Raw genomic sequence first — 22,005 nt, 5'->3', positions numbered from 1 at the left:
ATTCCGTGGTCCGTAACATCGCCGGGGGCCAGTCCGGCACGAGCACAGGAGTGACGAATGAAGGTCGCCGTCTGCGCCAAGCAGATACCCGATCCCGCCAGTCCATACGCGCTCGATCCGGAGACCCATTTCGTGCACCGCCCTCCGGAGCAGGTGCTCGACGACACCGACCGCTACGGCATCGAGGTCGGCCTCCAGATCGCAGAGGCGGCAGGCGGCGATGCAACCGTCACGATCTTCACCATGTCGCCTCGGGGCACGCTCCAGGGGATACGCCAAGCGCTGGCGATGGGGGTCGACGAGGCAGTCCTCATCGAGGACGAGCAGCTGCGAGGCAGCGACGCCTTGACGACGGCGCGGGCACTCGCCGCCGCGATCGATCGCGCCGGCTTCGACCTGGTGATCGCGGGCACGGAGTCGACGGACGGCTACACGGGTGTCGTGCCGCAGCAGATCGCCGAGATCCTCGGAGTGCCCTCGCTGACCTTCGCCCGCAAGGTGGAGGTGGTCGGCGACCAGGTGACGATCGAACGGCAAACGAGGGGCGGCTACGACGTCGTGGTCGCCTCGATGCCGGCCGTCATCAGCGTCACGGCTGGAGCCGTCGAGCCGCGCTACCCGACGTTCAAGGGGATCATGCAGGCCAAGCAGAAGCCGGTGACGGAGCTGACGACTGGTGACCTGGGCGTCACCGCCGATGCGCAGCAGGTCATCGAGTCCGTGACCCCGGTCCCGGCGAGGCAAGCGGGGGCGGTCCACGAGGACGACGGCACGGGCCACGAGCGGATCGTCGCCCTCCTCGAGCAGCTCAAGGTGGTGTGACCATGACCACCATCGTCTTCGCAGAGGCGACCGGCGAGGGACCAGCGTCTTCCGCTCTCGAGGCGATCTCCAAGGCCAGGTCTTGGGGTCCCGTCGCCGTCTTCCACGCCGGAGAGGGCGACGATGGAGCATTCGCCGCATACGGCGCCCACGGGGCGCACAAGGTTCACCACCTCGATACAGGGGACGCCCTCCCGGGAGCGGCGGCCGCCGCCGCCCTCGCCGAGATCGCCGCAGCCGAGACCCCCCGTCTGATCCTGTTCGGGATGTCGCCGACGGACAGGGACGTCGCCGGGCGGCTCAGCGCCCGTCTGGGGCGGCCCGTGCTCGCCAACGCCACGGACGTCGACGCCGCCGACGGGGTCCGCGTCACGAACGAGATCCTCGGCGGGACCACCCGGGTCGTCACCAGGATCACGGCAGGAGCTCCGGCACTCGTCGTCGTGCGGCCCAAGGCCTTCGCCGCCGAGCCGGCAGGTGGCGAGGCGCCGCAGGTCGTCGCGGTCGAGCTTCCCGACCTGGGTCATGCCTCCTCGGCGAAGGTGCTAGAGCGGCACGTCGAGGAAGCGACCGGCCCCAAGCTCGAAGCGGCCGACATCGTCGTGTCGGGCGGTAGGGGCCTCGGGGACCCGTCCAAGTTCGCCATGCTCGACGAGCTGGCGGGCCTCCTCGGCGGAGCCGTCGGCGGCACCCGGGCGGTGGTAGACGCCGGGTGGGTGCCGTACTCCTATCAGGTGGGCCAGACAGGCAAGACCGTGAAGCCGAGCGTCTACATCGCCTGTGGCATCTCCGGCGCCATGCAGCATCTCGTCGGCATGAAGGACTCGGCCACGATCATCGCCATCAACAAGGATCCCGACGCCCCGATCTTCGGTGTCGCCGATCTCGGCATCGTCGGTGACGTCCACAAGGTGGTCCCGGCACTGGTCGACACGTTGCGGGAGCGCCGGTAGGCGCGACACCACACATACGGCGCGCCGGTAGGCGCGACACCACAGATACGGCGCGCCGGTAGGCGAGACACCGACCGGTACCGAGAAGTGGGAGGGCGGGGTGCAGCCGGACGCCGACCTCGGAGACCGGCTCTCGGCGAGAACCCGCGCCGTCCTCGAGGTCGGCGGCCAATCGAGCGGTGAGGCTCGGTCAGTTGGCGGTCAGCTCGAAGTCGAAGCTCAGGTCGGAGCTTCCAAGAGTGTGGTTGTGGATCTCGACGGCGATGGTGTTCGTTCCGCCGGCGAACGCCGCAGCCGGAAGCGTGACCTCGACCCATCTCGCCTCGAACCAGACGGCCGACGAGGCACCCGTCATGAAGTCGACGTCACCGGCGGGCATGTTGTCCCTCCACACCTCGACGCCGTTCACGTAGACGATGGCACCGTCGTCGCGGATGATCCGCATCGTCGGATCCGCCGAGAGCGTCCCTCCGATGTCGATGGTCGACCTGAAGTAGTACGTGAAGGCGCCTGTGGGTAGCAGAGTGGTCTCGTCGCCGTCTCCGAAGCCGAGCTCGGCGGCCCCCGCAGGCCACGACGAGTCGTCGAAACCGCTCGCCCGCCACGCAGTGCCCTGGTCGGAGCCGTTCGCCAGGTAGCGCCATACCGATCCCGGGGCGATGAGCTCCCCGTCGATCACCGTCGTGGTGGTCGGGTTGACTGCGCCGCTCACCGCCGACACGTTGCCGGCCGCGTCTCTCGCTCTGACCCGGAACTCGTATGTCTCGCCGGGCGAGAGGCTGGTGGCGGTGTACGCCGAGGCGGCCGGGGAACCCACGACGACGCCGTCCTGGAGTACGTCGTACCCCGTCACGCCGACGTTGTCCGTCGAGTTGTTCCAGTCGAGCGAGACGGAGGTGGCGGTGACGCCGGTCACGGCCAGCCCCGTCGGCACGGAGGGCACTTCGTTGTCGGGCGCCGGGCTGTCGGTGGTGGCATTCACCGAGCCGCTGCTGCCGGACACGTTTCCTGCGGCGTCGCGGGCTCGCACGGTGAACTGGTACGCCGTCCCCCACTCGAGGCCCGAGGACGTGTATGTCGTCCCGGCCGACGAACCGTCGAGCGAGCCTCCCATGTACACGTCATAGGCGACCACCCCGACGTTGTCCGTCGAGGAGCTCCACGAGAGGCCAACCGTCGACTGCGTCACGCCGGTCACCGCCAGGTTCTGCGGCACGGACGGGTTCTCCTCGTCGGCCGGGCCCGCCTGGACCGCAGCGCCGAGCTGCATGTCGAACGAGACATCCGAGCTGCCCGCCCCTGCTTGATGGACCTCGACGGCGATCGTGTTGCCCCCCGCGATGAAGGCGGTTCCCGGGATCGTCGCCTGCTGCCATGCGGACTCGGCGGCCCCAGCCACCGTTCCGCTCGCATTCGTGTTGAAGGCGACCGCCCCGCCCGGCATGTTGTTTCGGTACCGCTCGATGCCGTTGACATACACGACGATGCCGTCGTCGCGCTGCACCTGGAGGGTGGCGTCCCCGAGGACGGAGCCCGGCACGTTGATCGTCCTTCGGAAGTAATAGGTGATGAAGCCGTTGTCGAGCACGGTCGCCTCGTCGCCGTCGCCGAAGCCGAGCTGGCCGGGACCGGAGGCCCAGGAAGCGTCGTTGAAGCCCGGCTCGCGCCACGCCGTTCCCTGGTTCGATCCGTTGTCGAGGTAGCGCCAGACGTCGCCGGCGCTCACGAGAGCAGAGTTCGTCGTGCCGGAGACGGCGTTGCTGAGCCCCGAGAGGTTGCCGGCCGCGTCGCGGGCCCTGACGCGGAACTGGTAGGTCGTGGCGTCGTCGAGGCCTGCGACCGTGCCGTCCGACGAGCCGACGGTGGAGGAGAGGACCCCGTCGACCAGGATGTCGTAGCCGAGCACTCCGATGTTGTCCGTCGAGTTGTTCCAGTCGAGCGAGACCGAGTCACCTGTCACGCCCGTCACCGCCAGGCCCGTCGGCGTGGAGGGCGGCTCCTCGTCTTCGACGCCACCGCCCACCGGAAACACGGCGATACCGCGCGTGTTGACCCCTTCGACCTGTGTGAAGGTCCCGCCGATGGCGGCGGCGCCGACGGTCGCATCGATCGCCCACACGCCGAAGAAGCTGTCGACCGTCGGCCGCCAGATGTTCTCGAGGTTGCCCGTGCCGGCGTCGGCGACGAGCACCCGGACCGAGAGGTCGTTGCGGAATCCCTCGTGGAATCCGAAGTAGACGTTGCCGCCGTGGTAGGCGACGGCCTGCATGTCGCCCATCGCCTGCTGGGCCCACTGCCTGGCCCCGGTCGCCGTGGAGTAGGCTGCGGCTCGGTTGCCGTTGGCGGGCGCCCCCGCCAGGGCACCGTAGATCTGGGAGCCCGTCTCGTTGATGTCGATGTCCTGGATCAGGTTCACCGTCTGGGAGAACACCGGTGCGACGGCGGCTCCGGTCGTCGGGTTGAGAGCGGCGAGGCCGATCCGGTTGGCGCCGCCGATCTGCGAGAACTGCCCGGCGGCATAGAGGCGACTTCCGTCGGGCGACAAGATCACGTCGCGGACCTGAGCGTTGGCGTCGGCGTCGAAGCCGCCGTTCACGGCTCCCGTCGTGGCGTTCAGCGAGACGATGCGGCGCTGCGTCGTGCCTCCGAACGTCGTGAAGATGCCACTGGCGTAGAGCGTGTCGTTGCGCACCGCCAAGCCATACACGGTCCCGCTGCCGTTGACGTTGAACGCTCCGACGACGTTGCCGGATGTCGGGTCGACGGAGACGACTCGGCGCCTGGTCGTGCCGTTGACCGTCGAGAACGCCCCGCCGATCCAGAGACGGGTCCCGTCCGATTCGATGGCGTAGACCACCCCGTTGGCGTTGGCGGTGAAGGGGAGGATGTTCCCGGTCACCCGGTTGATGGCCGCCACGTTGGTGCGAGCTTGCGTCTGGCCACCCGTGGGCGCCCGGACCTGGGTGAACTGCCCTCCGAGGTAGACGACGTCGCCCACGATCTTGACGCCGTACACGGTTCCGTTCGTGTCCCAGCCGTCGAGCGGCTGCTCCGGAAAGGGCACGGGATCGGCGAACGCCGGACCCCCGATGACGACGAGCGCGCTGACGGCGAGAAACGCCGCAAAGAACACTGCCCCCAACTTCTTGGAGGTACCGACCATCACCCTCTAGCCCCCTGTCCTAGCCCGCGAGCATCATACCGGCGGCAACCGCGACAGCAATGATTTGGAAGGCCCGCCGCTGATACGCGCGAACATCGCCGCGCTTCGGGCCAGCCCGTAGCCGGGAACCGGCTAGATCCTCTGGGTCGATCGTCTCAGGTCGGGAGCTCGTGGCCGCTGATCCGAGCGATGCTGGCGATGCGGCGCCGCACGTGCTTGTGCGGGCCGGGGAGCGGCTCGGGTGCCAGGCTCGACGTGAGGCGTGCCACCGCACCGAACACGAAACCCCCGGCGAGTATCGACGTGCTCCCCCGCACCGAGCCGACGACGACCGCCCCGGCAGCCGCCGCGAAGAGGAGCCAACCGAGGGTGAGGATCAGGAGGCGCCCGGCGGTGCTCCGCCAACCGTGGATGAACTCGTGCCGCTGCCCCATCGTGATGTCATCGGCGTCCGTGCCCCCGGGCTTGAGCGCCGGGGCGCTCAACCAGGCAGGTCGTCCGGGCCGAAGGAGTGTGGCAAGAGGCTCTCGAGCGTGTGCTCCACCGGTCCGGCTGGTCCCTGGACGACGACCGTGTCGACGTCGAACTCGCGCATGAGCTGGCGGCAGTTGCCGCACGGGTAGCACTCGTCGGCGTCGAGGCACGCCACGACGACCGTGTCGATCTTGCGGACCCCTTCGGTCGCCGCGGCCGCGATGGCAGTCGCCTCGGCACACATCGTCGACCCGTACGCGGCGTTCTCGACGTTCACACCGATGAATCGCCTGCCGTCCTCTGCAATCGCCACCGCGCCGACTCGGAATCTCGAGTATGGCGCGTACGCCCGCCCCGCCGCCTCGCGGGCGTCGGCCATCAGCTCTACCGCGCCTTTCACGTCACCTTCCCATCAAAGCGTCGACAAACCGCGCCGGGTCGAATGGCACGAGGTCGTCGACCCCCTCGCCGACGCCGATCAGCTTGACCGGGATGTCGAGCTCCTGCTCGATGGCCACGACGACGCCACCGCGGGACGTGCCGTCGAGCTTCGTCATCACGATACCGGTGACCCCGACCGACTCGGCGAAGCGCCTCGCCTGCGACAGCGCGTTCTGGCCGGTCGTGCCGTCGATGACGAGCAGCACCTCCGTCACCCGCTCGCCGTCACGTTGCAGGACGCGGGCGATCTTGCCGAGCTCGTCCATGAGGTTCTGCTTCGTCTGGAGCCGGCCGGCCGTGTCGACGATGAGGACGTCGACGCTGCCCGACCTGGCTGCCAGCAGGGCGTCGTACGCCACCGACGCCGGGTCGGCTCCGGGTCGGCCGGTGACGATGCCGACGCCGACACGATCCGCCCACACCTCGAGCTGTCGGTCGGCGGCGGCTCGGTAGGTGTCCGCCGCCCCGAGTACGACCGACTTGCCGCCACCTTGCAGCGCGGCGGCGAGCTTGGCGATCGTCGTCGTCTTGCCCGAGCCGTTCACTCCGACGACGAGCACCACCGCCGGCGATCCGGAGACGTCGAGCCGGCGGTCTCTTCCTTCGAGGAGTCCGAGCATCTCGCCCGACACCGCGTCACGGGCCGCCCCACCGTCGGCGGGGCTGCGTCGTCTGGCGCGCTCGACGATCGAGGCGGCCGCACCGACGCCGAGGTCCGCTCCGATGAGGATCGCCTCGAGCTCGCTCCAGAACTCGTCGTCGAGGCGGGCTCGCCCGAAGGCTGCCCCGAGCCGCTCGCCGAGGGCACGGCGCGTCTTGTCGAGGCGCTCGCGCAGCTCGGGCGATGCCGGAGCGGCCGCCCTCTTCTCGAGGGTGGGAGAGGAACCGCCCCGCCGTCGAGCCGTCGTCATGGCGGCGCCGAGCGCCAACAGCACGATGATGGCGATGATGGCGATGATCACGGGGTCCATGGACAGGCTCTCTGGCTGGTTCTCCGGCGGCTCGGCGAGTCGGCGGCCGGCCGGCTGGGGTCACCCCGCGTCGGCTGCGCCGGCGGTGCGCGACTCTAAGGCCCCCCGCCGCCCGCCGAGGCGCTTGGCGATCACTTTCGAGGACTCTCCCGGCTCCATGGTGACGCCGTACAGGATGTCGGCGGCCTCCATCGTCTGTTGCTGATGGGTGATGATCACGAGCTGTGCCGAGTTGCGAAGCGTGTCGACCAGCCTCAGGAAACGGCGCAAGTTGGCGTCGTCGAGCGCAGCTTCCACCTCGTCGAGGACGTAGAAGGGGCTCGGGCGAGCCCGGAACACCGCGAACAGGAAGGCGAGGGCGGCAAGCGAACGCTCGCCCCCTGACAGCAGGCTGAGGCGGCCGACCTTCTTGCCGAGGGGCTGCGCCTCGATCTCGACTCCCGTCTCGAGCGGGCGACCAGGATCGGTGAGGCGGAGCGAGCCCCGTCCCCCGGGGAACACGAGCCCGAAATTCTCCTCGTAGAGGGCGGCGATCTGCTCGAAGGCCACCATGAACATCGACGCCATCTCCTCGTCGAGGGCGCGGATCACCTTGCGCAGCTCCGTGCGCGACTCCTCCAGGTCTGCGAGCTGGGTCTCGAGAAGCTCGGCCTCGGATGCGACTTCCTCGTACTCAGCGGCTGCCAGCGGGTTGATGGGACCCATGCGGCGCAACTCGGCCTCCCTCGTCGCCAGGAGATCCTTCAGGTCGGGGGCGTCCTCGTCGACGTCCGGCCGGGCCGCGGCGAGCGCCTGCTCCTCGGTGGCGTCGGCGTCGCGCCGCAGCGCCTCGCATACCGACTCGTCTCTCACTCGCAGCTCGGCGAGCTCCACGGCGAGGGTGCTCAATGCCTCTTTGGCGTCTGCGATGCCTCTCGCCAGAGCGTCCTGACGCTGGCGGGCGCCGTCGAGGCGGGCATCTGCAGCGGTCGAACGCTCCCTGAGGTCGCGCTGCCTGCGGCGCAGCTCGGCGATGTGCTCCCTGACGATCTCGACCGCCGAACGGGCTCGCTCTTCGACGCCGGCGAGGCGCGCCACGTCGGCCGGCGCCGTGGGCGCCGTCTCGATGTGTTCGAGGTCGGCCTGGACCGCCGAGTGGCGGCGCTGCAACATCTCTCGTCTCTCGAGCACCCTTGCGAGAGCGCCGGCAGCCGCCTCGCGGGCCCTGCGGGCTTCGTCGCGACGGCGAGCGACCTCAACCCGCCTTCTGCTCAACGCTTCGAACGCCTCTTGGCGAACCCGCTCCTCGCCTTCGAGCTCGGCGAGACGGGCCCGCAGCTCTCCAGCCCGCTCCTGCCTCGCCTCGGCGGCCTCATCGATGGCGGTGCGCCGCGATTCGTTCCTGGCGATCTCGGCCTCGGCCTCCGTGCAGGCCCGCTCCGAGATGGCGAGGGCCTCCGTGTTGCCGGCCAAGCGCGCTTCGAGGGCCTCGAGGGCCTCGAGGGCCTCGCGCTCCCGCGCTCGAGCTTGATCGAACTCCCGTCGCGAGGACGCCTGGAGGCTCGCCGCTCTGGCTGCCTCACGCTCGGCGATCTCGACGGCGACCGCGGCCGCCTCGAGGGCGGCGGGGCCGGCGCCGTCCGGCAGGGCGAGCCTCATGCCGAGCTCGGTGATGTAGTCGCCTTCCGGGGTGACGGCGCGCACCTCCGGGTGGCGGGCCACGAGATCGGAACCTGCAGTCCATCCCTCGACAACGACGACGTCGCCGAGGAGGGCGTTGGCGGCTTGGTGATCGGCGGAGGGTCCGAGCAGATCGACGAGGGCGTCGACCCCCCACTCCTGCGCCACGGCCCTGGCGGGCGGGTCGTCGCCGACCGGCGCGGGGTCTACGAACGCAACGCCGCCGAGACCGGCAGACTTGAGCTGCTCTACGGCGCTCCGCAGCTCCGAGGGGCCCTGGGCGGCGAAGGCGCTCCTCCAGTCGCCGAGGGCGGCGTCGACTGCGGCAGCCATGCTCGCTGGCACGTCGAGCAGGGCCGCCACCGTTCCGCGAATCGCCGCCAGGGCGGCTGCCGCCTGGCGCGCCGAGGGGTCGCCGAGCCCCTCGAGGACAGCCTCGACCGCTTCGAGACGGGCCGTCGACCTGGCGAGGGCCAGCTGGGCCTCGCTGTTGGCGGATTCGATCGACTCGAAGCCACGCTGCGCTTCAGCGCGCCTCGACCGCGCCGTCTCGTAGGCGTCTCCTGCCTTGGCCGCCTCGACGTCGGTGCGTCTGATCACGTCGTCGAGCCCTGCCGACCGGCCCCTCTCGTCGCCGAGGCGAGCCTGTACGACCTGGCGGCGATGGGCGAGCTGCTCTTGCTCGCGACGGTCCCGCTCCCACGCCGACTCCAGCGAGCGCAGCTCGCCGCGCATGCTGGCGACCAGGCCCTCTGCCGGGAGCTGGATCTGCTCGGCGAGTGCCCGCTCCTCGTCCTCGAGTTGCTGCAGCATCGCTTCCGTGCGCTCGGCCGACGCCCGTGCCTCGTGTTCGTCGGCGCCTGAACGGTCGAGCTCGGCGCCGAGTGCGGCGTACTCGACCTCGAGGTCGCGACGACGCTCCCCCGCTCCTGCCAGCCGGCTCTCGAGGCCGGAACGGCGCTCCCTGGCCACCATCCCGATGCGCTGCAGCCTCTCGGCCGTCGTCTCCAGCCGGGCGGCCGCCGCCGTTGCCCGCTCGAGCTCGAGGCCGACCGCGCCGGCAGACGACCGCAGCGAGTCGAGTGTCGATTCGACCTCGGCGAGTGCCTGCTCGTCTGTCGATACGCCTCGGCGCCTCTCGGCGTGCTCGGCGGCGGCAACTTCGATCCTCGCCCTTATCCTCCGCAGCGCCTCGCCACCGGTATAGAGCTGCAACGCCAGCACTTCGGCCTTCACCGAGTCGTGTCGCTGCGCGGCATTCGCCTGCCTGCGCAGCGGGCCGAGGCGCTTCTTCGACTGGTCGAGGATGTCGACGAGCCGCTCTACGTCCTGGGCCGTCTGCTCGAGACGCCGCACCGAGCGGTCCCGCCTGGAACGGTGCTTGGTGATGCCTGCCGCCTCTTCGATGACGGCTCGCTGCTCGTCGGGCCTGGCGTTGAGTATCTCCCCGATCTGGCCCTGCCCCACCAAGACGTGCTGGTGGCGGCCAACGCCGCCATCGCTCAACAACTCCTGGAGATCGAGGAGCCGGCACTGCGTGCCGTTCAGCTCGTACTCGGATGTGCCGTCCCGGAAGAGCCGCCGCGTCAGGGCGACCTCGGTCAGGTCGAGGGGCAGGAACCCGTCGCGGTTGTCGAACGTGACGGTGACCTCGGCCCTGGCGACCTTCGGTCGGGTGGCAGTCCCGGCGAAGATCACGTCGTCCATACGCTCCGTACGCAGCTGGCGTGTCGCCTGGGTGCCCATCGCCCACGCCAAGGCGTCGAGGATGTTGGACTTGCCGGAGCCATTGGGGCCGACGACGACGTTGACCCCGGCGTCGAATTCGAGGCGGGTCCTGTCGGCGAACGACTTGAAGCCGGCAAGTGAGATCGTCTTGAGCAGCAAGGCGGCGGCAGTGTACCAGCGACGAATTACAGGGCTGGGATTACGGAGCCCCTGTGTGGGAGCGCCCGCTCAGCGCTGGCAGCCCTCGCACCAGAACGTGCTGCGCTGCCGGAGTACGTCTCTGCGGATGGGCAGGCCGCAGCGGCGGCACGGCTTGCCCTCCCGGCCGTAGGCGCGCAAACGCCTCGTGTAGTCCCCCGTCGCGCCGTCCGGGAGGAGGTATGCCAGATCATCGAGCGACGTGCCGCCCCAACGGAGCCCCATCTGTAACGTGTCTGCGATCGATCGGCGCAGGCGGGACAGCTCGGCGGTCTCGAGCGACCCGGCGGGCCGGTGCGGCGAGATGGCAGCCCTGCTGAGCGCCTCGTCCGCATAGATGTTCCCGATGCCGGAGACGATCCGCTGATCGAGCAGCGCCGGCTTGATCGGGACCGACCTCCCTCGGAGGAGCACGCCGAGCTGCCGGGCCGAGGGCAGCGCATCGAGGGCATCCGGACCGAGGCGACCCACGGGAGAAGCCGCCAGCTCGTCGGGGAGATAGGCGGCCACGAATCCGAAGGTCCTCGGGTCGACGAGGCGGAACTCGGTCCCGCCTTCCGTGGCGACCACGACGTTCGTGTGCGCCACCCTGGCCTCCGCCGGCCCGGCCAACTGGACGCGTCCCGACATGCCGAGATGGGTGACCCACGCCACGTCACCCTCGAGGTCGGCGATGAGGAACTTGCCGTGGCGCCTCCACCGCTCGATCCGCCTTCCGGAGAGCCGCTCGGCGAAGTCCCCGGGCCGCTCCTGGCGGCGGAGCATCCTGTCGCGGCCTACCTCGACGAGGGAGACGCGATTGCCGGTGAGCTCGCCGGCAATCGCCCTGCGGGTGGCCTCGACCTCGGGGAGCTCAGGCATCTTGGGCCGCGTCGAGACGAGAGGAGGCGTCCCGGGCGGCCGCCTGCTCGGCACGCTTCTTCGACGTGCCATCTCCCGACCCGAGGACCGAGCCATTCACGTACACCTTGGCCGTGAAGTGCTTCCGGTGCTCGGGGCCCGCCATGTCGACCTCGTAGACCGGGCGAAGCCCCCTCCTGGCGAGCTCCTCCTGGAGGCGGGTCTTGTAGTCGCGCCTCCCCGGCTCCTCGGCTCGGTCCTCGACCAACTCCGCCCAGTGCGACATGATGACGGTCGCCGCCCTCTCGAATCCCGCCTCCACGTACAAGGCGCCGAGCACCGACTCGACGACGTCCGAGAGGATCGAGCTCTTGTCGCGTCCCCCCGTCATGTCCTCTCCCCTCCCGAGGAGTATCACGTCCCCGACCCCGAACCGGCGTGCCAGCACCGCCAGCGCTCTCTCGTTGACCACGGCTGCCCGCACCTTGGCCATCTCGCCCTCGGAGAGCTCCGGGTGCTCGACGAACAGGTACCTCGTGACTGCGAGCTGCAGCACGGCGTCTCCGAGGAACTCGAGGCGCTCGTACGAGTCGTCGATCGTGTGCTCGGAGGCGTATGAGCGATGCATGAGCGCCCGACGAAGGAGGTCGGTGTCGTCGAACGTGTAGCCGAGCGCTTGTTGGAACGCCGTGAGGCTCGCCTCTTGGGTCGTCATGCGCCCGCGAGTGAGTGAACCGCGCCGATGTCCCTGGTGATGCGCTCCACGAGGCCGTGGGCCGCTTCGTCCGAAGCCATGCCGATGGCGTTGGCGACGGCGCGCCTCGACGAGGATCCATGGGCGATCACGACGACGCCCATCGTGCCGAGGAGGTGCGCCCCTCCGTAGCTCTCGGGATCGAGCCGGTGGCGCACGTCTCCGAGCGCCGGGACGATGGCGGCCATCTTGTCGGCCAGCTCCGGTCCCGAGAGCGTCTCTACGACGAGGCCGAGCAGGAGCTTGGCTGCTCCCTCCGCCGTCTTGAGCAGGACGTTGCCTGTGAACCCGTCCGAGACGATCACATCGACACGGTCGCTTCCGACGTCGCGCCCCTCGACGTTGCCGACGAACTCGATGGACGGGACCTCGGCGAGGAGCGGATAGGCCTCCCGCTCCAGGTCGCGACCCTTGCCGGCTTCCTCGCCGATGTTGAGAAGCCCGACCCTCGGGCGGTCGATCCCGAGCTTGGTCGCCGCCAGGGCGGCGCCCATAACCGCGAACTGCACGAGGTGCTCGGGCCGGCAGGACAGGTTGGCGCCCGAGTCGAGGACGATCTTTCCCCCTGGGAACATCGAGGCGATGGCGGGACGAGACACCCCGTCGATCCGCCCGATGAGGAAAGAGGCGGCCGCCATGGCAGCGCCGGTGGACCCGGCGGATACCAGGGCTGCCGCCTCGCCCGACGAGACGAGGCGCGCCGCTACCGAGATCGAGGCGTCCTTTCGCTCCCGTATGGCACTGGCGGCGTCGGCGCCCATCTCGATGACTTCGGAGGCGTCTGCGATGGCGACGTCGGCGCCGGTCTCGCCGAGCACGAGCTCGATCCTCGACCTGTCGCCGACGAGAACGATGTCGTGGCCCGCCTCTGCCGCGTCTACGGCTCCGAGCACGACCTCGCGGGGTGCGTGATCCCCGCCCATGGCATCGACGGCGATACGCGGCATCAGCGGAAGGTCACTTGACGGCGATGATCTCGCGGCCCTTGTATGAGCCGCAATTGGCGCAGACGCGATGTGACATGTGAGGCGCGCCGCAACGATCGCACGGGATGGTGTGCGGTGCGCTCACCTTCCAGTTCGCCTTGCGCCGCCGCGTTCGCGACCGCGACATCTTCTTCTTGGGAACCGCCATCGGTACCTCGTTTCCGCGTCAATCGCCGAGCAGGTCCTTGAGCACGGCGAAAGGAGAAGCCCCGCCAGGCTCGCCGGCGGATGCCTCGATATTCAAGTCGCTTCCGAGACCTTCAACAAGTTGCGGGCACTCGGGGTCGCACGTCGGCAACAGCGGCATGGCCAGCATGACCTCGTCGCGGAGCATCGGCTCGAGGTCGGCGAGATCACGGTCCAGTGAGTAGTCCTCACCGTCCGGGTCGGTCCGATCGGAGTAGAGCTGAGCGACCTCGACGACGATCACCTCCTCACTCGGCTCGAGACAGCGGTGACAGGAGTGGTCGACCGTCACGGCGACCTCACCCCTGAAGAGGATCCCCCCGGTGACGCGTGTTGCGGTGAGGCCGGCAACGAGGGGAGGATCCGGCCGGACGCCGGAGAGCTCGACATGCCAATCGACGGGTGCTTCGACCGTGACGTGGCGGGATGATCCGTGATGGCGCATCAGGTCGGCGACGGGGACGATGAAGTGGTTCGCGGCGGTCACGAGCCGATTCTATTTCAGTGCGGTCACTCCCCCACCGGGGCCTCGATGGGCGCCGGCAGCGCCTCGTGGAGCTCGGCGCGCGCCTCCTGAACGTAGCGGAGCAGCTCTCCCAGCACCGCCTCGGCTTCGGCGAGCCGTCGCTCGGCGTGATCCTCTGCCTCGAGCCGGATGCGCTCGGCGTCCTTCTCGGCGTTGCGCACGAGTCGGTTGGCCTCTTCGACGGCCTCCTGGACGATGTGGGAGTCGGCGACGAGGTCCTCCGACTTCGCCTTGGCCTTGGCGAGCATCGTGCGGGCCTTCTCGTTCGTCCGGGCGACATATGTCTCGCGCTGGCGCACCATCCAACGCGCCGCCCTGAGCTCGTCGGGGAGGATCTCCTGGAGCTCATGGAGGCGGGAGATGAGCTGGTCACGGTCGATGCGGATGGCGCTCGACAGCGGGACCGGCCTCGCCTCCTCCACCATGACGAGGAGATCGTCGACGATGTCGAGGATCCTGCCTGGTATCGGGGGCGGCTTCTTCGGTTCCTCCTCTGGCGGCTCCTCCTGGCGCGGCTCCTCCTGCATCGGGTCGTCCGTCATCGGGAGAACTTCTCCGTGAGCGCCGTCGCCACGACCTCGGGAACGAGCGAGCCGACCGCCCCTCCCAGCTCGGCGACCTGTTTGACGAGGGATGACGACAGGTAGCCGTACTCCGGCTTCGTCGCCACGAAGAGCGTCACGATCCCCGACAGGTGACGGTTCATCTGCGACATCTGGATCTCGTACTCGAAGTCCGTCACGGCCCGGAGGCCCTTCACGATCACGTTGGCTCCCTGCTCCGACGCAAAGTCGACGAGGAGGCCCGAGAACGCCGCCACCTCGACGTTGGTCCACGACTTGCAGCACTCGGCCAGCAGATCCATGCGCTCCTCGGCGGTGAAGAGCGCCGACTTCCCGGGATTCCTGACGACGGCCACCACGACGCGATCGAAGATCCCCGCGCAACGCTCGACGATGTCCAGATGACCCTTCGTCGGCGGATCGAAGCTCCCGGGGACAAGGGCGGAGATCAAGGCTGCTCCTCCACGAACCGCAACACCTCGCCATCACCGTAGCGTCGCCGGTCGACGAGCCGGAGGAATGGGGGAGGCGCCGGGAGCGGTGTTCCCGTCCGCCTGTGCACGACGACCCACGCCCCGCGCCCGAGGCGCCCTTCCATCGCCGCCAGGACGGCTTCGACCTCGGGGTTCCCCGTGTCGTAGGGGGGGTCGACGAAGGCGAAGTCGTACGTGTTGGCGTCCGCCGAGAGGCTGGCGACGACGTCGCCGGGCACGATCGTCCCGCCGAGGCCGACTCGCTCGACGTTCCGCCGAATGACCGCCAGCGCCGACCTCGACCGCTCCATGAAGACGGCGGAGACGGCGCCCCTGCTGAGCGCCTCGAGGCCGATCGAGCCGGTCCCCGCGTAGGCGTCCAGGACGGTGGCGCCGATGACCGAGTCGCCGAGTGACGAGAACACCGCCTCCCTGGCGCGCCCGGTCAGCGGTCTGGTCGCCGGCCCTCTCGGCGAGGCGAGAGTGCGCCCCTTGGCACGTCCCGCGATGATCCTCATCCCGGCGTCACGACTTGAAGAGCCATTCCACGTCGGCGCCGAGCATGGCCCGCACCTCCTCGGCGACGGGGGCGGACCCCCGCAGGTCGGGGTCGGACGCAACGAGGGCGAACGCCTCGCGGCGCGCCACCGCGAGCGTCTCGGCGTCGCGCAGGATGTCGGCGAGCTTGAGGTCCTTGAGGCCTGCCTGCCTCGCCCCGAACACCGTCCCCTGCCCGCGGATGCGCAGGTCCTCCTCGGCGAGGCGGAATCCGTCCGTAGTCGCCACCATGGCAGCGATCCGCTGCTCTCCGACGTCGGTCGACGGATCGGCGACGAGGACGCACGTTGCCTGGTCGCTTCCTCTCCCGACCCGCCCCCGCAGCTGGTGGAGTTGGCTGAGGCCGAACCGGTCGGCGTCCTCGATCACCATCACGGTGGCGTTCGGGATGTCGATGCCCACCTCGATCACGGTCGTCGCCACGAGAACATCCAGCTCCCCGCGGCGGAAGCGCCGCATCACGTCTTCCTTCTCGGAGGGCCGAAGCTGGCCATGCATCAGACCCACCCGGAGCGGGGCGAGGATCGACGAGAGGCGCTCATGCTCGGCGGTCGCCGATGCAGCCTCGAGCTTGTCGCTGTCCTCGACGAGGGGGCACACCACGAACGCCTGGCGGCCCGCCCCGGCCTCGTGGCGGATGAGGTCGTAGACCTCGGCGATATCGGCCGGCCGAACGTGCCTCGTGCGGCACGGCAGGCGCCCGGGCGGCATCTCGTCGAGGACCGACACGTCGAGGTCTCCGTAGAGCGTCATCGACAGCGTCCTCGGGATGGGCGTCGCCGTCATGATGAGGACGTCGGGGGCGTACCCGTCCGCCTTCTCCTTGAGCTGTACCCGCTGGTGGACCCCGAAGCGATGCTGCTCGTCGACGACTGCGAGCCCGAGCCCCGCGAACTCGATCGCATCCTGGATGAGCGAGTGGGTCCCGACCACGAGGTCCACCATCCCATCTGCGATCCAGCGAATGACGTCTGCTCGGCGCGCCGCACCCGCGGCGACGAAGTTCACCTCGGCGCTGCTCGACGTGAGGAGGGCGAGGCGAACGACGGGGCCATCCGCCGTCTCGCCTCCGAAGAGGCTCACCATGCCCTCGGGAGCCGACGGATCATGACGCGGCGGGTCGAGCCCCGCTTCCTCGAGCAGGTCGCGCAGCCCGAGGTAGTGCTGCACGGCGAGAACCTCCGTCGGCGCCATCACCGCCCCCTGGTGCCCTCCCTGGACTGCCGTGAGGAGAGCCGCTGCGGCGACCACGGTCTTCCCCGACCCCACCTCCCCCTGGAGGAGGCGGTGCATCGGGTGGGCCTGCGTCATGTCGGCGTCGAGCTCCTCGATCGCCCGCCGCTGGGCGCCGGTGAGGCTGTAAGGCAGCGCATCGAGGAAGGCGGCAGCAAGTGTCCCGTCGCCGTCGTGGGCGATCCCCACCGACCCTTCGATCTGTCGGTGCTTCTGGAGCGCCAGCGCCACCTCGAGCCGGAACAACTCGTCGAACACGAGGCGCTCCCTGGCGCGGGATGCGTCCGAAGCCTCATCGGGGAAGTGCACCATCCCGATGGCGGCGTCACGTTCCATGAGGCCGAGGCGCTCGACCATTCCCCGAGGCAGCGGGTCTTCGATCGGCCGAGCTCTCGGCAGGGCGTTGGCGATGGCGCTCCTGATCTTCGTCGGCGAGAGGCCGCCGACGGCTGGGTGGATCGGCACCACCCGGCCGATCAACAGCGAGTCTGGGTCGAGGGTGTCGATGTCGGGGTTCGACATCTGGAGGCGGCCCCTGAATCGCTCCACCTTGCCGGAGAGCACGACGTCGGCGCCCTTGGCGACCTTGACGTAGGGATTGAACCAGGTGACGGTGAGCAGGTTCGTCCCGTCGGAGATGCGGGCGCTGGTGCGCTTCCTGTTCTTCGAGAGGCGTCTGAGCTCGACCGCGAGAACGGTACCGCCGACGGTCACCTCCTCGCCGAGCGGCACGCTCGCCAGGTCGAACAGCTGCGAGCGGTCGAGATACCGGCGGGGAACGTGCAACAGGAGGTCGGCGACCGAGTGGATGCCGTTGTCGCCGAGCTTCTTGGCCGAGCGCGGTCCGATCCCCTTCACCCGTTCGGCCGGCACACCTGCGAGGTACGCCAGGCTCCGGCTCGTGGTGCCCGTGGCGGTCATGGCCGGCAGGATACGACGACGTGGATGCGCGCCTGGAACCTCAGGTGTCCGGCTGCCCGATCCCGTGCCCGTGTTACGATGCCGCCTCCCCAGGAGGTCCCTTCGTGGCATATCGCTGTGAGGTGTGCGGCAAGGAGCCGTGGGTCGGCAAGCAGGTGAGCTTCTCACACAAGCGCTCCAGCCGCCGCTGGCTCCCGAACATCCAGAAGGTGCGCGTGAAGCACGGCAGCAACTCACGTCGCGCCAGGGTGTGCACGTCGTGCATCAAGGCCGGCAAGATCGAGAAGGTGTGAAGCGGTGCAGGGAGTCGTGAAGCTGTACGACCCCGCCACCGGCTTCGGCATCATCGTGCGCGACGACGATCGCAGCGAGGTGCTGCTGCGGCCGGGCTCGCTCTCGGGCTCGCTGTTTCGGACACTCAGACAGGGCCAGCGCGTCGTGTTCGACGTCCAAGACGCCGACGGCAACCCGTACGCCTACCGGTTGAGGTTCGGCTCGGACGGATACTGAGCCGGCACCCCGAGTCGCCGCCCGGGTAGGATCCACGAAAAGAAGGGATCGCACGTGGTCGAGGCATACATCCTCATCCAGACCGAGGTCGGCAAGGCGGCCACCGTGGCCGCCCAGATCGCGACCATTCCCGGGGTGACGTCTGCCGAGTCGGTGACCGGACCGTACGACGCCATCGTCCACACCCAGGCGGACGACGTCGACTCGCTCGGAAAGCTCGTGGTGGCGCGCATCCAGGCGGTCGAAGGCATCACCCGTACCCTCACCTGTCCCGTCGTCCGGCTCTGAATCGCACCCGACCGGCGACTCGGCCTGGTCCGGCTCACGAGGGAGAGGTCAACCGCCGAGCGCCAGCTCGACGAGCTCGTTGCACAGCTCCGGGTAGCTCATCCCTGAGGCCTGCCACATGAGGGGAAACCCGGAGATGGGCGTGAATCCCGGCATCGTGTTGACCTCGTTGAGTATGAAGCCGCGGCCCGGCTTCTCGAAGAAGAAATCGACCCGCGCCAGGCCCCGGCACTCGAGCGCCTCGAACGCCCGGCAGGCGAGCTGTTGGACCGTCGCCACCTGGGAGCGCGTCAGTCTCGCCGGAGCGACGAAACGGCTCGCATCGTCGTTGTACTTGGCCTCGTAGTCGTACCACTCCGCCTCGATCACGATCTCGCCCGGCGCCGAGGCCCGCGGACCTTCCAGCACCCCGACCTCGATCTCCCTCCCTGTGACGGTCTCCTCCACGAGCGCCTTGTCGGAGAGCTCGAATGCCCGCAGCAACGCATCCTTGAGCTCGGCGTCTGTCGATGCCTTGGCGACACCGATGGAGGATCCGAGCTCTGCGGGCTTGACGAAGACCGGAAAGCCGAGCAGCCCGGCGACCTCGTCGACGACCGCCGGCGCGTCGTCCCGGAGATCGGCGTGCCGCACCATCTGCCACCGGGTCGTCGCTATCCCGGCGTCGCGTGCCAGCCGCTTGGCGACGTCCTTGTCCATCGCCACGGCGCTCCCGAGGACGCCGCAGCCGACGTACGGCACCCCGGCCATGTCGAATGCACCCTGGATGCGGCCGTCTTCGCCGTATGGACCGTGCAGGACCGGGAAGGCGACGTCGAAGCCGACCTCGTCCTCACCGGACACGAGCGACCCCCCCGGCAGTGAGAGCGTCACCCTCCGACCCTCGGCCCGCAGGGGACGCTCGCCCGCATCGGCCAGGAACCAGTCACCAGATCTGTCGATTCCGACCGGGATGACGCGGTGTCCACCCTCGGCAAGGGCGTCAGCAACAGAGACGGCAGATACGCAGGAAACCTCATGCTCGGCCGAGCGGCCGCCGAAGAGGAGAAGTACCCGGGCCATCACGGGAGAGGTTACCGTTGCCTGCAGGATCCTCCGATAGCCCGAGAGGCATGGCTGACCGCGACCCCTTCATCGATTACCGGGTTCGAGTCGTCAGGCTCGGCCTCGGGGCATCGTGGCTGGCGCTCGCCGCCTTCGCCTACACGGGTTGGCGCAATGCAGGCCTCGACGACGCCACCGTCTACATGCCGCTCTCGATACTCGGAGGCGGAGCCCTGATCGTCTCCGTGATCCCGTGGCGGCGGCTGCTCGCCACGAGATGGAGCGATCACGTCGTCCTGTTCTGGTGCGGGCTTGCGGTCGCCGGAACCTTGGTCGTCCAAGGCCTCTCGGCCGGCGAGGCGACCGCGGCAGCGTTCCTGGCGCCCGTCGTGTTCGCCTCTGCGATCCTGGTGAGCCCGATCGTGCTCCTCCTCGTCAGCGGGCTTGCCCTCATCGGGTACGTGACGGCCCTCGTCTCGGATGCCACCGGGCCGCGAGATGGGGCGTTGACCCTGCGAATCTCGGCGTTCGTCCTCACCGCGCTGCTCATGCTCGTGGCGGCCAGGGGGCTGCGCACCATGATGCGCTCGACGGCGAAGCGCCTCGAGGTGCTCAGCAGCCGAGAGAAGGAGTTGGCGCAGCACGAGGGGGAGCTCACCCAGCTCTACGACCTCTCGCGCACGATCGGGATCGGACGCAACCTCGCCGAGGTGCTCCCCGAGATCGTCGGCAGGGTGGCCGCCACGGTTCGTGCCAGGACCGGCTTCGTCCTCCTCTACCGGCCCAAGCAGGAGCAGCTTGAGGTGATGTCTCCCCTCTGGGTGGCGGGCCACACGGTGAAGACCGGCAGCTACAAGCTCCAGCTCTCGGATCCCGGCCCGCTGCAGCGAGTGTTCACCGGTGGGTCGCCCCTCATCGACAACGCGGTCAACCGGAGCAAGCTCGGCGAGTTCCTCACCGAGCTGCACGCCACGCAGTTGCTCGCGGTTCCCCTGCAGCTCGAGTCGCGGTCGCTCGGCGTGCTCGCGGTCGCAGACAAGCTCGAGGGCCAGTTCGACGAACAGGACGCCAGGCAGCTCGAGTCGCTCGCCGGACCGTCTGCTCTGGTGCTCAACCAGCTGGCCCGCTACGAGGAAGCCAAGGAGACGAGTGCCAAGATGGCGGAGCTCGCCCAGCTCAAGACGGACTTCGTGTCGGTCGTCAGTCACGAGTTGCGGACGCCGCTCACCTCGATCATCGGGTCGCTCAAAACGCTCCAGAGGCCCGAGCTGGCGCCACGCGACCCGAATGCCCAGGAGCTGCTCGGCACCGCAGAGCGTCAGGCCGATCGGCTTCGCTCCCTCATCGAGGACCTGCTGGTCGTATCCCGCCTCGACAACCGCGCCCTGCCGGTCAGGCCGGAGGCGGTCAAGCTGCTTTCGTTCATCGAAGAGATCATCAGCGACGTCCCGGGCGCCAGGCAATGGGCGACGGTGCTCGTCGACCCCGCCATCGACGAGATCCGCGTCGACCCGGGCCATTTGCGTCGCATCGTCACGAACCTCATCGACAACGCGTTGAAGTACGCCCCGCGGGTCACGATCGACGTCCAGGCAAGGCTGCGGGGCAGCGAGGTGTACCTCTCGGTGATCGACCACGGCCCCGGCATCCCGTATGAGCACCACGAGCACATCTTCGACAGGTTCACTCAGATCGAGCGCCGTGAGACCCGCGGCTACGGCGGCACCGGCCTCGGCCTCTCGATCGTGCGCGGGCTCAGCGAAGCGATGGGCGGCCGGACTTGGTTCGAGCCGACCGTGGGTGGTGGGGCGACGTTCACCGTGGCGCTGCCCGTGCGGGCAGGCACCGTGAGCCGCAGCGAGGAGCCGTCTGCCGGGGTCCCGGCGGACTGACGGGATCAGCTCGAAGCCGTCGCGATGGCGTGGAAGCCCCCATCGACGTGCACGATCTCACCGGTCGTCATCGGCGCGAAGTCGGACAGCAGCACCGCCACCATCTTGGCGACGGGCTCCGGGTCGGCAGAGTCCCATCCGAGCGGAGCTCTGCCGGACCAGACGTCCTGGAAGACGGAGAAACCGGGAATGGACTTGGCGGCGACCGTCGTCAGGGGCCCGGCCGACACGGCGTTCACCCGAATCCTGTCGGCCCCGAGGTCGCGCGCCAGATAACGGGTCACAGCCTCGAGGGCGGCCTTGGCGACTCCCATCCAGTCATACGCCGGCCACGCCTGTGTGTTGTCGAAGTCGAGCGTCACCAGCGATCCGCCGCCTGCCCTCTGCATGAGGGGACGGAGCCCGACCGCCAGCGTCTTGTACGAGTAGGCCGAGGTCAAGAAGGCGGTGCTGGCGCTTTCGGGAGGCGTCGCCAGGAAGTTGCCGCCGAGGGCGTCATCGGGAGCGAAGGCGATGGCGTGCAAGGCACCGTCGATCGCCCCCCAGAGCTCGTCGATCCTCGAGGCGAGCGCATCCATGTGTGCCGGGTCGTTGATGTCGAGCTCGACGACCTCGGCCTCGACCGGCAGCCTCTTCGAGGCCCGCTCGGTGAGGCGCAGCCCCCGGCCGAACCCCGTGAGCAGGATCGCAGCGCCCTCCTCTTGGGCGACCCTCGCCGTATGCCATGCGATCGAGTCGTCGGTGAGGACGCCGGTGATCAGCAGGCGTTTTCCTTCGAGAAGCACGAATGAACCCTCCTCGCGTGAACGGGGCGCATGCTAA

The 22,005-nt window shown here is 69.2% G+C and carries 22 protein-coding genes; 6 read left to right on the top strand and 16 right to left on the bottom strand.

Annotation, left to right across the window (positions count from 1 at the left end; translation table 11 throughout):
- Nucleotides 1-57: 57 nt before the first annotated feature.
- Together VGC47_12130 and VGC47_12125 are read left to right on the top strand one after the other, a co-directional pair.
- Nucleotides 58-822: an electron transfer flavoprotein subunit beta/FixA family protein gene (locus VGC47_12130; GenBank protein ID HEX9856052.1), complete on the top strand. Its 765-nt coding sequence runs from the start codon at nucleotides 58-60 to the stop codon at nucleotides 820-822.
- A gap of 2 nt (nucleotides 823-824) precedes the next feature.
- Nucleotides 825-1,775 carry an electron transfer flavoprotein subunit alpha/FixB family protein gene (locus VGC47_12125; GenBank protein HEX9856051.1) on the top strand — a complete coding sequence of 317 codons (951 nt, stop codon included), beginning with the start codon at nucleotides 825-827 and terminating at the stop codon, nucleotides 1,773-1,775.
- A gap of 190 nt (nucleotides 1,776-1,965) precedes the next feature.
- On the opposite strand, the gene VGC47_12120 is transcribed toward VGC47_12125, so the two are convergent.
- From VGC47_12120 to recG, 14 genes are all read right to left on the bottom strand, one after another.
- The gene (locus VGC47_12120) at nucleotides 1,966-4,938 is read right to left on the bottom strand and encodes a fibronectin type III domain-containing protein (GenBank protein ID HEX9856050.1); all 2,973 of its coding nucleotides are present in this window, start codon (nucleotides 4,936-4,938) and stop codon (nucleotides 1,966-1,968) included.
- A gap of 155 nt (nucleotides 4,939-5,093) precedes the next feature.
- Nucleotides 5,094-5,423 (bottom strand): hypothetical protein, encoded by a 330-nt coding sequence (locus VGC47_12115; protein ID HEX9856049.1) that lies wholly within the window; start codon nucleotides 5,421-5,423, stop codon nucleotides 5,094-5,096.
- On the bottom strand, nucleotides 5,420-5,812 hold the full coding sequence (locus VGC47_12110) for a cytidine deaminase (GenBank protein ID HEX9856048.1): 393 nt from the start codon (nucleotides 5,810-5,812) through the stop codon (nucleotides 5,420-5,422). Before VGC47_12110 ends, VGC47_12115 begins: the two co-directional genes overlap by 4 nt.
- Nucleotide 5,813: 1 nt before the next feature.
- Entirely contained in the window at nucleotides 5,814-6,824 is a 1,011-nt protein-coding gene (gene ftsY, locus VGC47_12105; protein ID HEX9856047.1) for a signal recognition particle-docking protein FtsY, read from the bottom strand.
- A gap of 60 nt (nucleotides 6,825-6,884) precedes the next feature.
- Complete coding sequence (gene smc, locus VGC47_12100; GenBank protein ID HEX9856046.1) at nucleotides 6,885-10,370, bottom strand: chromosome segregation protein SMC; 3,486 nt, start codon at nucleotides 10,368-10,370, stop codon at nucleotides 6,885-6,887.
- Between the two features lie 69 nt (nucleotides 10,371-10,439).
- Nucleotides 10,440-11,270, bottom strand: coding sequence for a bifunctional DNA-formamidopyrimidine glycosylase/DNA-(apurinic or apyrimidinic site) lyase (gene mutM, locus VGC47_12095; GenBank protein ID HEX9856045.1), 831 nt, complete (start codon nucleotides 11,268-11,270; stop codon nucleotides 10,440-10,442).
- Nucleotides 11,263-11,964 carry a ribonuclease III gene (gene rnc / locus VGC47_12090; protein HEX9856044.1) on the bottom strand — a complete coding sequence of 234 codons (702 nt, stop codon included), beginning with the start codon at nucleotides 11,962-11,964 and terminating at the stop codon, nucleotides 11,263-11,265. Before rnc ends, mutM begins: the two co-directional genes overlap by 8 nt.
- Entirely contained in the window at nucleotides 11,961-12,950 is a 990-nt protein-coding gene (gene plsX / locus VGC47_12085; protein ID HEX9856043.1) for a phosphate acyltransferase PlsX, read from the bottom strand. The genes rnc and plsX overlap by 4 nt, the downstream gene beginning before the upstream one ends.
- Nucleotides 12,951-12,960: 10 nt before the next feature.
- On the bottom strand, nucleotides 12,961-13,137 hold the full coding sequence (gene rpmF, locus VGC47_12080; protein ID HEX9856042.1) for a 50S ribosomal protein L32: 177 nt from the start codon (nucleotides 13,135-13,137) through the stop codon (nucleotides 12,961-12,963).
- Between the two features lie 18 nt (nucleotides 13,138-13,155).
- Nucleotides 13,156-13,662 carry a DUF177 domain-containing protein gene (locus VGC47_12075; protein HEX9856041.1) on the bottom strand — a complete coding sequence of 169 codons (507 nt, stop codon included), beginning with the start codon at nucleotides 13,660-13,662 and terminating at the stop codon, nucleotides 13,156-13,158.
- Nucleotides 13,663-13,685: 23 nt separating this feature from the next.
- Nucleotides 13,686-14,243, bottom strand: a complete 558-nt coding sequence (locus VGC47_12070) for a hypothetical protein (protein HEX9856040.1) — start codon at nucleotides 14,241-14,243, stop codon at nucleotides 13,686-13,688.
- Complete coding sequence (coaD, locus tag VGC47_12065; GenBank protein HEX9856039.1) at nucleotides 14,240-14,716, bottom strand: pantetheine-phosphate adenylyltransferase; 477 nt, start codon at nucleotides 14,714-14,716, stop codon at nucleotides 14,240-14,242. The genes VGC47_12070 and coaD overlap by 4 nt, the downstream gene beginning before the upstream one ends.
- Nucleotides 14,713-15,255, bottom strand: a complete 543-nt coding sequence (gene rsmD / locus VGC47_12060; GenBank protein ID HEX9856038.1) for a 16S rRNA (guanine(966)-N(2))-methyltransferase RsmD — start codon at nucleotides 15,253-15,255, stop codon at nucleotides 14,713-14,715. Before rsmD ends, coaD begins: the two co-directional genes overlap by 4 nt.
- 7 nt (nucleotides 15,256-15,262) lie before the next feature.
- Nucleotides 15,263-17,449, bottom strand: coding sequence for an ATP-dependent DNA helicase RecG (gene recG / locus VGC47_12055; protein HEX9856037.1), 2,187 nt, complete (start codon nucleotides 17,447-17,449; stop codon nucleotides 15,263-15,265).
- Between the two features lie 104 nt (nucleotides 17,450-17,553).
- Here recG and rpmB point away from each other — a divergent pair, with 104 nt between their 5' ends.
- The 3 genes from rpmB to VGC47_12040 are packed head-to-tail and all read left to right on the top strand — an operon-like array spanning nucleotide 17,554 to nucleotide 18,247.
- The gene (gene rpmB / locus VGC47_12050) at nucleotides 17,554-17,742 is read left to right on the top strand and encodes a 50S ribosomal protein L28 (protein ID HEX9856036.1); all 189 of its coding nucleotides are present in this window, start codon (nucleotides 17,554-17,556) and stop codon (nucleotides 17,740-17,742) included.
- A 4-nt stretch (nucleotides 17,743-17,746) separates the two neighbouring features.
- Nucleotides 17,747-17,959 (top strand): cold shock domain-containing protein, encoded by a 213-nt coding sequence (locus VGC47_12045; protein ID HEX9856035.1) that lies wholly within the window; start codon nucleotides 17,747-17,749, stop codon nucleotides 17,957-17,959.
- A gap of 54 nt (nucleotides 17,960-18,013) precedes the next feature.
- A complete protein-coding gene (locus VGC47_12040) occupies nucleotides 18,014-18,247 on the top strand; it encodes an Lrp/AsnC ligand binding domain-containing protein (GenBank protein HEX9856034.1) in 234 nt (77 codons plus the stop codon).
- Nucleotides 18,248-18,295: 48 nt separating this feature from the next.
- Here the strand turns inward: VGC47_12040 and VGC47_12035 are convergent, their stop codons facing one another.
- Nucleotides 18,296-19,309 (bottom strand): D-alanine--D-alanine ligase family protein, encoded by a 1,014-nt coding sequence (locus VGC47_12035; GenBank protein HEX9856033.1) that lies wholly within the window; start codon nucleotides 19,307-19,309, stop codon nucleotides 18,296-18,298.
- 50 nt (nucleotides 19,310-19,359) lie between these two features.
- Here VGC47_12035 and VGC47_12030 point away from each other — a divergent pair, with 50 nt between their 5' ends.
- Nucleotides 19,360-21,183: an ATP-binding protein gene (locus VGC47_12030; GenBank protein HEX9856032.1), complete on the top strand. Its 1,824-nt coding sequence runs from the start codon at nucleotides 19,360-19,362 to the stop codon at nucleotides 21,181-21,183.
- Between the two features lie 5 nt (nucleotides 21,184-21,188).
- Here the strand turns inward: VGC47_12030 and fabI are convergent, their stop codons facing one another.
- Nucleotides 21,189-21,968: an enoyl-ACP reductase FabI gene (fabI, locus tag VGC47_12025; protein ID HEX9856031.1), complete on the bottom strand. Its 780-nt coding sequence runs from the start codon at nucleotides 21,966-21,968 to the stop codon at nucleotides 21,189-21,191.
- Between the last annotated feature and the right edge of the window lie 37 nt (nucleotides 21,969-22,005).

The organism is Acidimicrobiia bacterium (assembly GCA_036396535.1).
In the GTDB taxonomy this organism is placed as follows: domain Bacteria; phylum Actinomycetota; class Acidimicrobiia; order Spongiisociales; family UBA5794; genus DASWKR01.
Note: the sequence above shows the minus strand (reverse complement) of the source record. Positions and strands in the feature narration are given on the sequence as shown.

Excerpts from the sequence above, each read along its gene's own strand:
- VGC47_12120 (HEX9856050.1), bottom strand. The coding sequence starts at position 4,938 with ATGGTCGGTACCTCCAAGAAGTTGGGGGCAGTGTTCTTTGCGGCGTTT.
- VGC47_12125 (HEX9856051.1), top strand. The coding sequence starts at position 825 with ATGACCACCATCGTCTTCGCAGAGGCGACCGGCGAGGGACCAGCGTCT.
- ftsY (HEX9856047.1), bottom strand. The coding sequence starts at position 6,824 with ATGGACCCCGTGATCATCGCCATCATCGCCATCATCGTGCTGTTGGCG.
- recG (HEX9856037.1), bottom strand. The coding sequence starts at position 17,449 with ATGACCGCCACGGGCACCACGAGCCGGAGCCTGGCGTACCTCGCAGGT.
- rpmF (HEX9856042.1), bottom strand. The coding sequence starts at position 13,137 with ATGGCGGTTCCCAAGAAGAAGATGTCGCGGTCGCGAACGCGGCGGCGC.
- VGC47_12130 (HEX9856052.1), top strand. The coding sequence starts at position 58 with ATGAAGGTCGCCGTCTGCGCCAAGCAGATACCCGATCCCGCCAGTCCA.
- VGC47_12030 (HEX9856032.1), top strand. The coding sequence starts at position 19,360 with ATGGCTGACCGCGACCCCTTCATCGATTACCGGGTTCGAGTCGTCAGG.
- VGC47_12035 (HEX9856033.1), bottom strand. The coding sequence starts at position 19,309 with ATGGCCCGGGTACTTCTCCTCTTCGGCGGCCGCTCGGCCGAGCATGAG.
- rnc (HEX9856044.1), bottom strand. The coding sequence starts at position 11,964 with ATGACGACCCAAGAGGCGAGCCTCACGGCGTTCCAACAAGCGCTCGGC.
- plsX (HEX9856043.1), bottom strand. The coding sequence starts at position 12,950 with ATGCCGCGTATCGCCGTCGATGCCATGGGCGGGGATCACGCACCCCGC.
- rsmD (HEX9856038.1), bottom strand. The coding sequence starts at position 15,255 with ATGAGGATCATCGCGGGACGTGCCAAGGGGCGCACTCTCGCCTCGCCG.
- VGC47_12070 (HEX9856040.1), bottom strand. The coding sequence starts at position 14,243 with ATGACGGACGACCCGATGCAGGAGGAGCCGCGCCAGGAGGAGCCGCCA.
- mutM (HEX9856045.1), bottom strand. The coding sequence starts at position 11,270 with ATGCCTGAGCTCCCCGAGGTCGAGGCCACCCGCAGGGCGATTGCCGGC.